Source organism: Staphylococcus hsinchuensis (genome assembly GCF_038789205.1).
Classification (GTDB): domain Bacteria; phylum Bacillota; class Bacilli; order Staphylococcales; family Staphylococcaceae; genus Staphylococcus; species Staphylococcus hsinchuensis.
Genome location: NZ_CP128355.1, coordinates 1,807,728 through 1,820,291, shown reverse-complemented (window position 1 = coordinate 1,820,291; position 12,564 = coordinate 1,807,728). Strand labels below are relative to the sequence as shown.

The following is a 12,564-nucleotide window of genomic DNA, read 5'->3' as shown; positions in this document are numbered from 1 at the left end:
AACCTTAATTTTGGAGGTCAGGACAAAGTGCTAATAAATGATTTACCTTTCATAGGTGATTAGCACAACATTATAAAGTGTCCTAGCCTCCAGTTTTTTTGGAAAAATAGAAGTAAAGTAAGTATTATAAAGTCGGGTGAATTAATAATGGAAGTAAAAAGTGCATATATTCATATACCATTTTGCGTGCGAATATGTACATATTGTGATTTCAATAAATATTTTATACAAAATCAACCAGTCGACGAATACTTAGATTGTTTGATAGAAGAAATGGAACGAAGTACTGTACGAACACTACAAACAGTATTTGTGGGAGGCGGGACGCCAACTGCATTAAATTTAGCACAATTAGAAAAGTTATTACTTGCCATCACGAAAATCTTTAACATTAAAGGTGAATTTAGCTTTGAAGCAAACCCTGACGAATTAACTTTAGAAAAAGTAAAATTATTAAAAGCATATGGCGTCAATCGCTTATCGATGGGTGTACAAACATTTAAGCCTGAATTATTAGAAATCTTGGGACGCACTCATAATATGCAAGACATATATCAATCCGTTGAAAACGCTCGTAAAGTAGGTATCCCATCAATTAGTTTAGATTTAATGTACCATTTACCTAGTCAAACAATGGAAGATTTTAAAGATAGTTTAGATAAAGCATTAGCTATGGATATTGATCATATTTCTAGCTACGGGCTTATTTTGGAACCTCAAACTCAATTTTATAATATGTATAGAAAAGGGAAACTGAAGTTGCCGAATGAAGACGTAGGTGAAGAAATGTATGATTATTTATTGCATCGCATGGAACGATCTTCTATGCATCAATACGAAATTTCAAACTTTGGTAAAGAAGGTCATGAATCTGAACATAATAAAGTTTATTGGAGAAATGAAGGTTATTATGGATTTGGTGCAGGTGCTAGTGGTTATGTTGACGGAGAGCGTTATACAAATGTAAACCCTGTGAATCACTATATTAAAAAAATAAAAAGTAATGAACGACCGTTACTACGTTCAGAATTTCCAACAAAAGTTGAACAAATGGAAGAAGAAATGTTTTTAGGCCTACGCATGAACGAAGGCGTTAGTAAGCAGAGATTTTATGATAAATTTGGTCAAACAATAGAGGATATATATGGTTCATCACTTACGCAGTTACTAGATCAACACTTGATTAAAGAAGAAAATAATCATCTCAAATTGACTGATAGAGGCAAGGTTGTAGGTAATCTTGTATTTGAATCATTTTTATTAAACATTTAATTTAAAATTTCGATGCTTTAACATTGACTTACTTTGACCAATTTGATAAATTATAATTAGCACTTGAGAGAAAAGAGTGCTAATGAGGTGAAAGCATGATTAGTGATAGACAATTGAGCATACTTAATGCAATTGTTGAAGACTATGTTGAATTAGGCCAACCAATTGGTTCTAAGACGTTGATAGAACGTCATAAGCTCAATGTAAGCCCAGCTACTATAAGAAATGATATGAAACACCTAGAAGAACTTGCATTGATTGAAAAATTGCATACGTCTTCAGGTCGTTCGCCTTCTGAGTTAGGCATTAGATATTATGTGAACCAATTATTAAAGCAAACATCTCATCAACAAGAGAAGAAGATACAACGGTTGAGAGCATTACTAATTGAAAATCAATACGATATATCATCAACTTTAAGTGAATTTGCTGATGAATTATCAGTAGCCTCTCAATATACAACGTTGGTCATGCATCCTAACCACAATAAAGATATTATTAATAACATCCACTTGATTAGACCCAATGCACATTTGGTTATCATGGTTGTGGTATTTTCATCAGGGCATGTTGAGCACTTACATCTAGCATCTGATGCGCCATTATCAAATGATGAGTTAATGAAAATATCGAATTTTGTTACCGATAAATATAACGAATGGAACAATTATCATTTCGAAGATGAATTAATGTCATTCGTTAATTCCAATATGGAGAAATCATTTATCGAGAACATGCTAAATACAATCGATGCTCATTTTGATAATCAAAGTAATGGCATTTACATGGGTGGAAAGGTTAAACTAATTGATGCATTAAATGAAAATAATGTTTCGTCGATCCAACCCATTTTGCAATATATAGAATCAAAGAAAATCACCCAATTACTTGATGACATGTCTAATTCCGAGATAAATGTTAAGATTGGACATGAAATAGAATCAAGTTTGAGTGATATATCTATCGTTACAAGTGAATATCACATTGATGATAGACTAAAAGGAAAGATAGCGGTAATCGGACCGACGGCTATGAATTATCAAAATGTTATCAAAATCTTAAATACGATTTGGTAACGAGGAAATGTATTGGAGGGCAGACAATGACAGAAAAAAATGAATCAGTAAACAACCAGTTTGATGATCAACAATCAGATGATCAATCAAATTCAGACAACCAAGGTCAGACATCTGAAGAAACGGTTAAAAATACTGAAGAAACGACGCAAGAGGAACAAGACAATCTGCATGAAGACAATACAGAATCAACTGACGCAGATTTAGACCCTAAAGATGAAGAAATTCAACAATTGAAACAAGATGTTCAAGAAAATGAAGAAAAATATTTAAGATTATATGCTGAATTTGAAAACTACAAACGTCGAATTCAAAAAGAAAATCAAACGATGAAAGCTTATAAAGCACAAGATGTGTTGAATGATATTTTACCAACAATTGATAACATCGAACGTGCTTTACAAATAGATGGTGAAGATGAACAATTCAAATCACTTAAAAAAGGTGTAGAAATGGTTCATGAAAGCCTATTAAATGCCTTGAGTAAAAACGGATTAGAAAAAATCGACGCAGAAGGACAGCAATTTGATCCAAATGTACATCAGGCAGTAGTTCAAGATGAAAACCCTGATTATGAATCAGGACAAATCACCCAAGAACTACAAAGTGGTTATAAATTGAAGGAACGTGTATTAAGACCTTCAATGGTTAAAGTAAACCAATAAGAAAAAACATTAATAAAAACATAAATTTCAATAAACATACAGGAGGAATTTTATTATGAGTAAAGTAATAGGTATTGACTTAGGTACAACAAATTCTTGTGTCTCAATTTTAGAAGGTGACGAACCTAAAGTTATCCAAAATCCTGAAGGTGCTAGAACAACTCCATCAGTTGTAGCATTTAAAAACGGTGAAACACAAGTAGGTGAAGTTGCTAAACGCCAAGCAATCACTAACCCTAATACAATTCAATCAATCAAACGTCATATGGGTACAGATTATAAAGTAGATGTTGAAGGCAAATCTTATACACCACAAGAAATCTCAGCAATGGTACTACAAAACTTAAAAGGTACTGCTGAAGATTACTTAGGTGAAAAAGTAGAAAAAGCAGTTATCACAGTACCTGCTTACTTCAATGATGGTGAACGTCAAGCAACTAAAGATGCTGGTAAAATTGCTGGTTTAGAAGTTGAACGTATCATCAACGAACCAACAGCAGCAGCATTAGCATATGGTTTAGACAAAACTGAAGAAGATCAAAAAGTATTAGTATTCGACTTAGGTGGCGGTACTTTTGACGTATCAATCCTAGAATTAGGCGATGGCGTATTTGAAGTACTTTCAACAGCAGGTGACAACAAACTTGGTGGTGACGACTTTGACCAAGTTATCATCGATCACCTAGTATCTGAATTCAAAAAAGAAAACGGCGTTGATTTATCACAAGATAAAATGGCATTACAACGCTTAAAAGACGCTGCAGAAAAAGCTAAAAAAGACTTATCAGGCGTATCTCAAACACAAATTTCATTACCATTCATCTCAGCTGGTGAAAGTGGTCCATTACATTTAGAACTTAACTTAACTCGTTCTAAATTCGAAGAATTAGCTGATTCATTAATCAAACGTACTATGGAACCTACACGTCAAGCTATGAAAGACGCAGGTTTAACAAGTTCAGACATTAACGAAGTTATCTTAGTTGGTGGTTCAACAAGAATCCCAGCAGTACAAGATGCTGTTAAAAAAGAAGTTGGCAAAGAGCCACACAAAGGTGTTAACCCTGACGAAGTAGTAGCTATGGGTGCTGCTATCCAAGGTGGCGTTATCACTGGTGATGTTAAAGACGTAGTATTACTAGACGTTACACCATTATCATTAGGTATTGAAATCATGGGTGGACGTATGAATACACTTATCGAAAGAAATACAACTATTCCAACTTCAAAATCTCAAGTTTACTCAACAGCTGCAGATAATCAACCAGCAGTTGATATCCATGTGTTACAAGGTGAACGTCCAATGGCTTCAGACAACAAAACACTTGGTAGATTCCAATTAACTGATATTCCACCAGCTCCACGTGGCGTACCTCAAATCGAAGTTACTTTCGATATTGATAAAAACGGAATCGTTAATGTTAATGCAAAAGACTTAGGTACTAATAAAGAACAAAACATTACAATTCAATCAAGCTCTTCACTTTCAGACGATGAAATTGACCGTATGGTTAAAGATGCTGAAGAAAATGCAGAAGCAGATAAAAAACGTCGTGAAGAAAGTGATTTACGTAACGAAGCAGATAGCTTAGTATTCCAAGTTGAAAAAACAATTAGTGATCTTGGTGACAACATTGGTGAAGAAGATAAGAAAAATGCTGAAGACAAGAAAGAAGCATTAAAATCAGCACTTGAAGGTGAAGATATCGAAGATATCAGAACTAAGAAAGAAGAATTAGAAAAAGTTGTTCAAGATTTATCAGCAAAAGTTTATGAGCAAGCTGCACAAGCACAACAACAAGCTCAATCTGGTGAATCAGCTGATTCATCTGCACAAGATAGCAATGTAGAAGATGCTGACTTTAAAGAAGTAAAAGATGACGAAAACAAAGACGACAAAAAATAAGTTCAGTAATGACTAACAAATTGTTAATAATCAAATATAACACAATTGCTTAGCCAAAATTAGTCAAAGTCAATTGAACATTGGCTTTGACTTTTTTCTTTATTTTGAATTGCAATGAGGTCACGTTATATAATTTTCTTAAATGAGTTTATATCTCAAACGACTATAAAATACAGTAAAGGAGAGATAACTGTGGCTAAAAGAGATTATTATGAAGTCTTAGGAGTAAGTAAAGATGCTTCGAAAGATGAAATAAAAAAAGCTTACCGTAAATTATCAAAAAAATATCATCCAGATATTAACCAAGAAGAAGGTGCCGACGAAAAGTTCAAAGAGCTTTCAGAAGCATATGAAGTATTAAGTGACGAAAATAAACGTGCAAATTATGATCAATTTGGTCATGATGGTCCACAAGGTGGTTTTGGTGGACAAGGTTTTGGCGGCCAAGACTTCAGTGGCTTCGGCGGCGGTTTCGAAGACATCTTCAGTTCATTCTTTGGTGGTGGAAGACAACGTGATCCAAACGCCCCACGAAAAGGTGATGATTTACAATACACAATGACAGTAACATTCGACGAAGCAGTGTTTGGTACTGAAAAAGAAATTTCTATTCGAAAAGACGTTACTTGTCATACTTGTGATGGTGAAGGTGCAAAACCTGGCACGAAAAAGAAAACTTGTTCATACTGTAACGGTGCCGGTCACGTATCTGTTGAACAAAATACAATTCTTGGCCGAGTAAGAACTGAAAAAGTTTGTCCATCATGTAATGGTACAGGACAAGAATTTGAAGAGCCATGCCCAACTTGTCATGGTAAAGGTACAGAAAATAAAACAGTTAAAATCCGTGTAACTGTGCCTGAAGGTGTAGATAATGAACAACAAATCCGTTTAGCAGGAGAAGGTGGTCCAGGTGAAAACGGAGGACCACAAGGTGATTTATATGTCGTATTTAGAGTAAAACCATCTGACACATTTGATAGAGATGGAGACGATATATTCCATTCGTTAAATATTAGTATTGCGCAAGCAAGCTTAGGTGACGAAATTAAAGTACCTACTCTAAATGGACAGGTAATGCTTACTATTCCAGCAGGTACACAAACAGGTAAACAATTCCGCCTAAAAGATAAAGGTATTAAAAATGTACATGGATACGGATATGGTGACTTGTTTGTAAATGTTAAAGTTGTTACACCAACAAAAATGTCTGATCGACAAAAAGAATTATTACGTGAATTTGCAGAAATAGATGGAGAACAACTAGAAGAGCAACCGACAAATTTCAAAGATAAAGCTAAAAGATTCTTTAAAGGAGAATAGCAAATGAACTGGACCGAAGTATCAATTACAGTAAATCATGACGTTGTCTACGTGGTCACGAATATTCTAGAAGAGTTAGGCTCAAATGGTGTCGTTATCGAAGATTCAAATGATCTTAAACATGACTTTGCAGATAAACATGGTGAAATATTTGAATTAAATGAATCAGATTACCCGGACGAGGGTGTAAGAGTTAAAGCTTATTTCAATGAAATGAAATATACAGCACAACTTAAAAACGAAATTCAAACACAAATTAAGCAAATATCAAACCTCGATAATAATATATTTGAATTTGAAGAATCTACGATAAGAGATCAAGACTGGGAAAATGAATGGAAAAATTATTTCCATCCTTTCCGTGCATCAGAGAAATTTACAATTGTTCCAAGTTGGGAATCATACCAAAAAGAAGACGCAAATGAACTATGTATAGAATTAGATCCTGGAATGGCCTTCGGAACTGGTGATCACCCAACAACAAGCATGTGTTTAAAAGCAATAGAAACATATGTAAAACCTGATGATTCTGTAATTGATGTTGGTACTGGTTCTGGCATTTTAAGCATTGCTTCTCATCTATTGAATGTTCAACATATTAAAGCAATAGATGTTGATGAACTTGCTGTGAGAGTAGCTAAGGAAAACTTCGAAAAAAATCAATGCGTAGATGCAATCGAAATTGTTGAAGGCAATTTATTAAAAGAAGAACAACAACAATATAACGTCGTAATTGCGAATATTTTAGCTCACATTATTGATGAAATGATTGAAGATGCTTATAATACGTTAAAAGAAGATGGTTATTTTATCACATCTGGAATTATTGAGGAAAAACACGAGGCCATCGTAGAACATATGAAGCGTATTGGGTTTAACATTATTTCAATTAATCACGATAACGGATGGGTCTGTATCGTTGGACAGAAAGTGAGCGAATCATAATGCAAAGATATTTTTTAAACCAAAACGCTGATGATCATCAGCGTTTTTTTATTACAAATAAAGATGATATACATCATATTAAAAATGTGATGCGTCATCAAATAGACGATTATATTATTATTACTTTTGAAGATAAACAGGTTTATGAATGTAAAATCATTGATATGAATGACAACGGTGTTGAAATTATACTTGAGAATAAAATTGATATAGATACAGAATTGCCACAGGAGGTTACAATTTGTAGTGGTTTAATCAAAGCAGATAAATACGAGTGGTTGTTACAGAAAGCTACTGAATTAGGGGCAAGCCAATTTATAGCTACAGCGATGCAACGTTCTGTCGTGAAATTAAACAATAATAAAGTTGCGAAGAAATTGGATCGTTGGGAAAAAATTATTAAAGAAGCTGCAGAACAAAGTTATCGACTTACGATTCCTAAAATAAACTATGCATCGAATTTAAAAGAAATTTATGGTAGTATTGAAGAATATGACTATGTTCTTATTGCATATGAAAATGCAGCTAAAGATGGAGAGAATATAAATTTTAAATCGATAATAAAGCAATTCTCTTATGGTGATCGTATCCTTGTCATATTCGGGCCAGAAGGAGGGCTCACCGAAGAAGAGATTTCTTTATTTGATAATAAAGCCAATCAAATTGGTCTTGGTCCGAGAATATTAAGGGCAGAAACAGCACCGCTTTACGTATTGAGTGCTATAAGTTATGAAAAAGATTTATTGGAGTGATATTTATGTCAACTGTAGCCTTTCACACATTAGGCTGTAAAGTAAACCATTACGAAACTGAAGCAATTTGGCAATTATTTAAAGATGCAAATTACGATCGCGTTGACTTTAATACAAACGCTGATGTATTTGTAATCAATACATGTACTGTTACTAACACTGGTGATAAAAAAAGTAGACAGGTTATTAGAAGAGCCATTCGTCAAAATCCTGATGCTGTTGTATGCGTAACAGGTTGTTATGCACAAACTTCACCAGCTGAAATTATGGATATTCCTGGAGTGGATATCGTTGTAGGTACTCAAGATAGAACGAAATTAATTGGTTATATTGAAGAATATAAAAAAGAAAGACAACCTATCAATGGTGTAGGTAATATTATGAAGAATCGTACTTATGAAGAATTAGAGGTACCGTACTTCACTGATAGAACACGTGCATCATTAAAAATTCAAGAAGGTTGTAATAACTTCTGTACATTCTGCATTATTCCATGGGCACGAGGCCTTATGCGCTCTAGAGATCCAGAAAAAGTAGTTGAACAAGCTACGCAATTAGTCGAATCAGGGTATAAAGAAATCGTACTTACAGGTATTCACACAGGTGGATATGGTCAAGATTTAAAAAACTATAATCTTGCTCAACTACTAAGAGATTTAGATACAGTAGATGGTTTAGAACGTATTCGTATTTCTTCTATTGAAGCAAGCCAACTGACGGATGAAGTAATTTCTGTTCTAGAACAATCCAATAAAGTTGTTAGACACTTACACATTCCATTACAATCAGGATCAGATTCGGTTCTAAAACGTATGAGAAGAAAGTATTCTATGGCTCATTTTTCAGAGCGTTTGACTCGTTTGCATGAAGCATTACCTGATTTAGCAGTGACTAGTGATGTTATTGTAGGATTCCCTGGAGAGACTGATGAGGAATTCCAAGAAACATATGATTTCATCGTTAATCATCAATTCTCAGAGTTACACGTATTCCCATATTCACCTAGAATTGGTACACCAGCTGCGAGAATGGACGATCAGATTGATGAAAATATTAAAAATGAACGCGTGCATACTTTAATTAACTTAAGTGATCAACTAGCTAAACAATATGCTTCAAAATTCGATCAAGATGTATTAGAAGTAATACCTGAAGAAGTTGGTAGTGAAGAAGGTACTTTAGTTGGTTATGCAGATAACTATATGAAAGTGGAATTCCAAGGTGACGAATCTTTAATTGGACAAATTGTTAAAGTGAAAATCACTAAACCAGATTATCCAATGAATGAAGGTCAATTATTAAGAATTGTAAACCATGCTTCTAATAGCACTGATCAGTCTGTGTTAGTATAATGTTAAAAATGTAAATTCATAATTGACCCGACTAATAAGTTATATTATACTATTCTATACATAGTTGAATACTATGTGCTGACAATAAAGTTTCGTTGATATTTGGAGGGAGGGAAATACACATGTCTAAAACAGTAGTAAAAAATAACGAATCTCTTGAAGATGCGTTACGTCGATTCAAGCGATCAGTTTCTAAAAGCGGTACAATCCAAGAAGTTCGTAAACGTGAATATTACGAAAAACCAAGTGTTAGACGTAAAAAGAAATCTGAAGCTGCGCGTAAACGCAAATTCAAATAATTGTTTGTTTCGTTGACTCCCTCAACACCAACATTTAATTATAAATAAAAAGCCTTAGTTGTTAATAACAACTAAGGCTTTTTTCTATATTTTTAACAATAAAGTAGATTCAAGTTTGATTAAATGGTTTAGCGAAAATGTGTAAAAGTATCAATGGTCAAACTTTACAAAAAATTATGTACTAATCGACTTAATTTGTCTTCGCATTATATGGATGCGGATCATTGTTTCTTTTATTCTAAGGGTAAATGTGCGATTTATTTCCCATTCATTACTATAATATATTTTGTTTATTCCATTTGAGTAAAAGAATATTATGAAAATATAGAATTTTAAGATGTAAACGGTATAATCATTTATTAATTTCATGTATAATTGAGTGGAGAGCGAGGTGATAGCGTGTTTTCTTCGAATAATTTACATAGAATCTTTGCAACTCAATTTGTAGAAAATGACACCTGGGTAAGCCATATTGCAAATTTCATTGTGAACCCCATTGTTTCACTTATTCTTACTTGTATTATCTTTACGGGGTTTTTATATCAATTATATTCCAAAAAAGTAAATATAATTGGTATCATTGCAACTCTTGCATTGATGACTTTCTTTTTAGGATTCTTTGTTAAGGGTGATGTTAATTTTTACTCAGTATTGTTATTTATTATTGGGGCAATATTAGTCATAATTGAGTTATTTGTCATAGGTGCAGTGATTGGTATTATTGGTTTAATACTCATTACTTTAAGCATAATTACATTAGGTGATAATTTAGTTTTGATGTTAGCCAATGTCGTTATAGCATTAATTTTATCATTAATTGAGTGGGTGGTACTTGTGAAAATATTTAAACGGACAATACCATTTTTAGATAAAGTAGTTCTAAAAGATTCTACAAACGCAGAAGCTGGTTACACTTCTCATGAAGATCGCTCTTATCTAGTTGGTCAAATTGCCAAAACGTCAACAGATTTACGACCAGCTGGCATAATAACTGTTAACAATGAACGTATTGATGCTGTCTCAGATGGTTCTTTTATTTTAAGGAATAAAGAAGTCAAAATTCTAGAAGTTGAAGGTACACGTGTCGTTGTTAGAGAATTTGAATCGTAAAGGAGAGTAAATATGATACCAATTATTATTATTATTGCAGTAGTAGTCGTTTTAGCACTACTAATTCTACTTTCTTTTGTACCTGTTGGATTATGGATTTCAGCTATAGCAGCAGGTGTTAAAGTAAGTATTAGTACACTTGTAGGTATGAGATTAAGACGTGTTTCACCACGTAAAGTGATTTCACCTTTAATCAAAGCACATAAAGCTGGATTAAATTTATCGACAAATCAATTGGAATCACATTTCTTAGCTGGTGGTAATGTGGATCGCGTAGTTGATGCAAATATTGCAGCTCAACGTGCAGACATTGATTTACCTTTTGAAAGAGGTGCAGCAATCGATCTAGCAGGTCGTGATGTATTAGAAGCTGTTCAAATGTCAGTAAATCCAAAGGTTATTGAAACACCATTTATTGCCGGCGTAGCGATGAACGGTATTGAGGTTAAAGCTAAAGCAAGAATTACTGTACGAGCAAATATCGCTCGTCTTGTCGGTGGTGCAGGTGAGGAAACGATTATCGCACGTGTAGGTGAAGGTATTGTTTCAACAATCGGTTCAAGTGAGCATCATACACAAGTGTTAGAAAATCCAGATAATATTTCAAAAACCGTGTTAAGTAAAGGATTAGATTCAGGTACTGCTTTTGAAATACTTTCAATTGATATTGCAGATGTAGATATTAGTAAAAATATCGGTGCAGACCTTCAAACTGAACAAGCACTTGCTGATAAGAATATTGCTCAAGCGAAAGCGGAAGAACGTAGAGCAATGGCTGTAGCAAGTGAACAAGAAATGAAAGCACGCGTTCAAGAAATGAAAGCGAAAGTTGTTGAAGCAGAAGCCGAAGTTCCTAAAGCTATGTCTGAAGCATTACGTTCAGGAAATATTGGAGTAAAAGATTATTACAATCTAAAAAATATCGAAGCTGATACAGGCATGAGAGAATCAATTAATAAACGCACTAACCCAGAAGATAACGGATCACCAGATAAATAATTAGGGGTGATTATATATGAACATTGGTATTATAATTTTTGTAATATCTGTTGTAATTTCTATAATAAGTGCAATTCGTGATGATAACCACAAGAAAAGGAATAAAACCCCTAAACAAACACAATCGTCAAAACCGAATGGTGAGCAGCCAAAATCTAAAGGGTTTTTAGAAGAAATAGAACGTACATTTAAAAAGCTTGAGCAAGAGTTTGATGATCCTTTTGGAGAATATACAGAACCTGAGAAAAAAACGACAGAGAAAAAAGAAACACCAAAACAAAAAGAAGCGCAACCAACTCAACCTCAGCTACAAACAGCAACACGTACTGAGAACAGAGAGGTAAAACCAGAAAAGGTTAAAAAAGTACAAGACGCTAAACCTGTTCAAACTACAAAACAACTTGAAGATGACTTGATGTCTGAACTCGAACAAGTTCGATCTGAAATAGATCGGGAACATGCTAAGCGAATTGAACGAACTGAACGAAAAGCACAAGAAATTATAAAAGATGAAAACTTAAGTGAGAGAACTAAAAGGTATCGCTTAAGACAGTTATTACAATCTAATCAAAACCATGAAGCACAGCCTAAAGAGAAATTACGTTTTGACCAAGATGAAATAGTAAATGGTATCATTTGGTCAGAGGTTTTAGAACAACCTAAACGTTTATAAACACTTGAACGAAAACAAATAGTACGAAACATACTAATAAATATTTTTTACAGTTTGTCGCTGAATATGTTATAAGACTGGACTTATTAAAGGTCCAGTCTTTTTTGTTAACGTGATTTTTAAAAAATGAAATTTACCCATTGAATTTGGGTCGCTTACAAATAATATTTTTGAAATCCATGATATAATGAC

12 protein-coding genes are annotated in these 12,564 nt (G+C 33.7%); all 12 read left to right on the top strand.

The window, feature by feature from the left end; translation table 11 throughout:
- The first annotated feature begins 147 nt into the window (after window positions 1-147).
- The 12 genes from hemW (at window position 148) to QQM35_RS09000 (ending at window position 12,372) form a co-directional block, all read left to right on the top strand.
- Window positions 148-1,272 carry a radical SAM family heme chaperone HemW gene (hemW, locus tag QQM35_RS09055; protein WP_342610340.1) on the top strand — a complete coding sequence of 375 codons (1,125 nt, stop codon included), beginning with the start codon at window positions 148-150 and terminating at the stop codon, window positions 1,270-1,272.
- A gap of 95 nt (window positions 1,273-1,367) precedes the next feature.
- The gene (gene hrcA, locus QQM35_RS09050; protein WP_342610339.1) at window positions 1,368-2,348 is read left to right on the top strand and encodes a heat-inducible transcriptional repressor HrcA; all 981 of its coding nucleotides are present in this window, start codon (window positions 1,368-1,370) and stop codon (window positions 2,346-2,348) included.
- A 26-nt stretch (window positions 2,349-2,374) separates the two neighbouring features.
- Entirely contained in the window at window positions 2,375-3,013 is a 639-nt protein-coding gene (gene grpE / locus QQM35_RS09045) for a nucleotide exchange factor GrpE (RefSeq protein ID WP_251520412.1), read from the top strand.
- Between the two features lie 55 nt (window positions 3,014-3,068).
- Window positions 3,069-4,919 (top strand): molecular chaperone DnaK, encoded by a 1,851-nt coding sequence (gene dnaK / locus QQM35_RS09040; RefSeq protein ID WP_251520414.1) that lies wholly within the window; start codon window positions 3,069-3,071, stop codon window positions 4,917-4,919.
- 192 nt (window positions 4,920-5,111) lie between these two features.
- Window positions 5,112-6,242 carry a molecular chaperone DnaJ gene (gene dnaJ / locus QQM35_RS09035; RefSeq protein WP_251520416.1) on the top strand — a complete coding sequence of 377 codons (1,131 nt, stop codon included), beginning with the start codon at window positions 5,112-5,114 and terminating at the stop codon, window positions 6,240-6,242.
- A 3-nt stretch (window positions 6,243-6,245) separates the two neighbouring features.
- Complete coding sequence (gene prmA, locus QQM35_RS09030) at window positions 6,246-7,187, top strand: 50S ribosomal protein L11 methyltransferase (RefSeq protein WP_251520418.1); 942 nt, start codon at window positions 6,246-6,248, stop codon at window positions 7,185-7,187.
- Window positions 7,187-7,939 (top strand): 16S rRNA (uracil(1498)-N(3))-methyltransferase, encoded by a 753-nt coding sequence (locus QQM35_RS09025; RefSeq protein ID WP_251520420.1) that lies wholly within the window; start codon window positions 7,187-7,189, stop codon window positions 7,937-7,939. Before prmA ends, QQM35_RS09025 begins: the two co-directional genes overlap by 1 nt.
- A 5-nt stretch (window positions 7,940-7,944) precedes the next feature.
- Window positions 7,945-9,291: a tRNA (N(6)-L-threonylcarbamoyladenosine(37)-C(2))-methylthiotransferase MtaB gene (gene mtaB / locus QQM35_RS09020; protein WP_251520423.1), complete on the top strand. Its 1,347-nt coding sequence runs from the start codon at window positions 7,945-7,947 to the stop codon at window positions 9,289-9,291.
- Window positions 9,292-9,413: 122 nt separating this feature from the next.
- Window positions 9,414-9,590 (top strand): 30S ribosomal protein S21, encoded by a 177-nt coding sequence (gene rpsU, locus QQM35_RS09015; RefSeq protein ID WP_251520426.1) that lies wholly within the window; start codon window positions 9,414-9,416, stop codon window positions 9,588-9,590.
- A 399-nt stretch (window positions 9,591-9,989) separates the two neighbouring features.
- Window positions 9,990-10,700, top strand: coding sequence for an NfeD family protein (locus QQM35_RS09010; protein WP_251520429.1), 711 nt, complete (start codon window positions 9,990-9,992; stop codon window positions 10,698-10,700).
- Window positions 10,701-10,712: 12 nt separating this feature from the next.
- Window positions 10,713-11,699, top strand: coding sequence for a flotillin-like protein FloA (gene floA / locus QQM35_RS09005; RefSeq protein WP_251520431.1), 987 nt, complete (start codon window positions 10,713-10,715; stop codon window positions 11,697-11,699).
- Between the two features lie 16 nt (window positions 11,700-11,715).
- Complete coding sequence (locus QQM35_RS09000) at window positions 11,716-12,372, top strand: hypothetical protein (RefSeq protein ID WP_251520434.1); 657 nt, start codon at window positions 11,716-11,718, stop codon at window positions 12,370-12,372.
- Window positions 12,373-12,564 lie beyond the last annotated feature (192 nt).

Bases quoted from the DNA above. Each gene is read 5' to 3' on its own strand.
- grpE (WP_251520412.1), top strand. From the start codon at position 2,375: ATGACAGAAAAAAATGAATCAGTAAACAACCAGTTTGATGATCAACAA.
- hemW (WP_342610340.1), top strand. From the start codon at position 148: ATGGAAGTAAAAAGTGCATATATTCATATACCATTTTGCGTGCGAATA.
- QQM35_RS09000 (WP_251520434.1), top strand. From the start codon at position 11,716: ATGAACATTGGTATTATAATTTTTGTAATATCTGTTGTAATTTCTATA.
- rpsU (WP_251520426.1), top strand. From the start codon at position 9,414: ATGTCTAAAACAGTAGTAAAAAATAACGAATCTCTTGAAGATGCGTTA.
- dnaK (WP_251520414.1), top strand. From the start codon at position 3,069: ATGAGTAAAGTAATAGGTATTGACTTAGGTACAACAAATTCTTGTGTC.
- prmA (WP_251520418.1), top strand. From the start codon at position 6,246: ATGAACTGGACCGAAGTATCAATTACAGTAAATCATGACGTTGTCTAC.
- hrcA (WP_342610339.1), top strand. From the start codon at position 1,368: ATGATTAGTGATAGACAATTGAGCATACTTAATGCAATTGTTGAAGAC.
- floA (WP_251520431.1), top strand. From the start codon at position 10,713: ATGATACCAATTATTATTATTATTGCAGTAGTAGTCGTTTTAGCACTA.
- mtaB (WP_251520423.1), top strand. From the start codon at position 7,945: ATGTCAACTGTAGCCTTTCACACATTAGGCTGTAAAGTAAACCATTAC.
- QQM35_RS09025 (WP_251520420.1), top strand. From the start codon at position 7,187: ATGCAAAGATATTTTTTAAACCAAAACGCTGATGATCATCAGCGTTTT.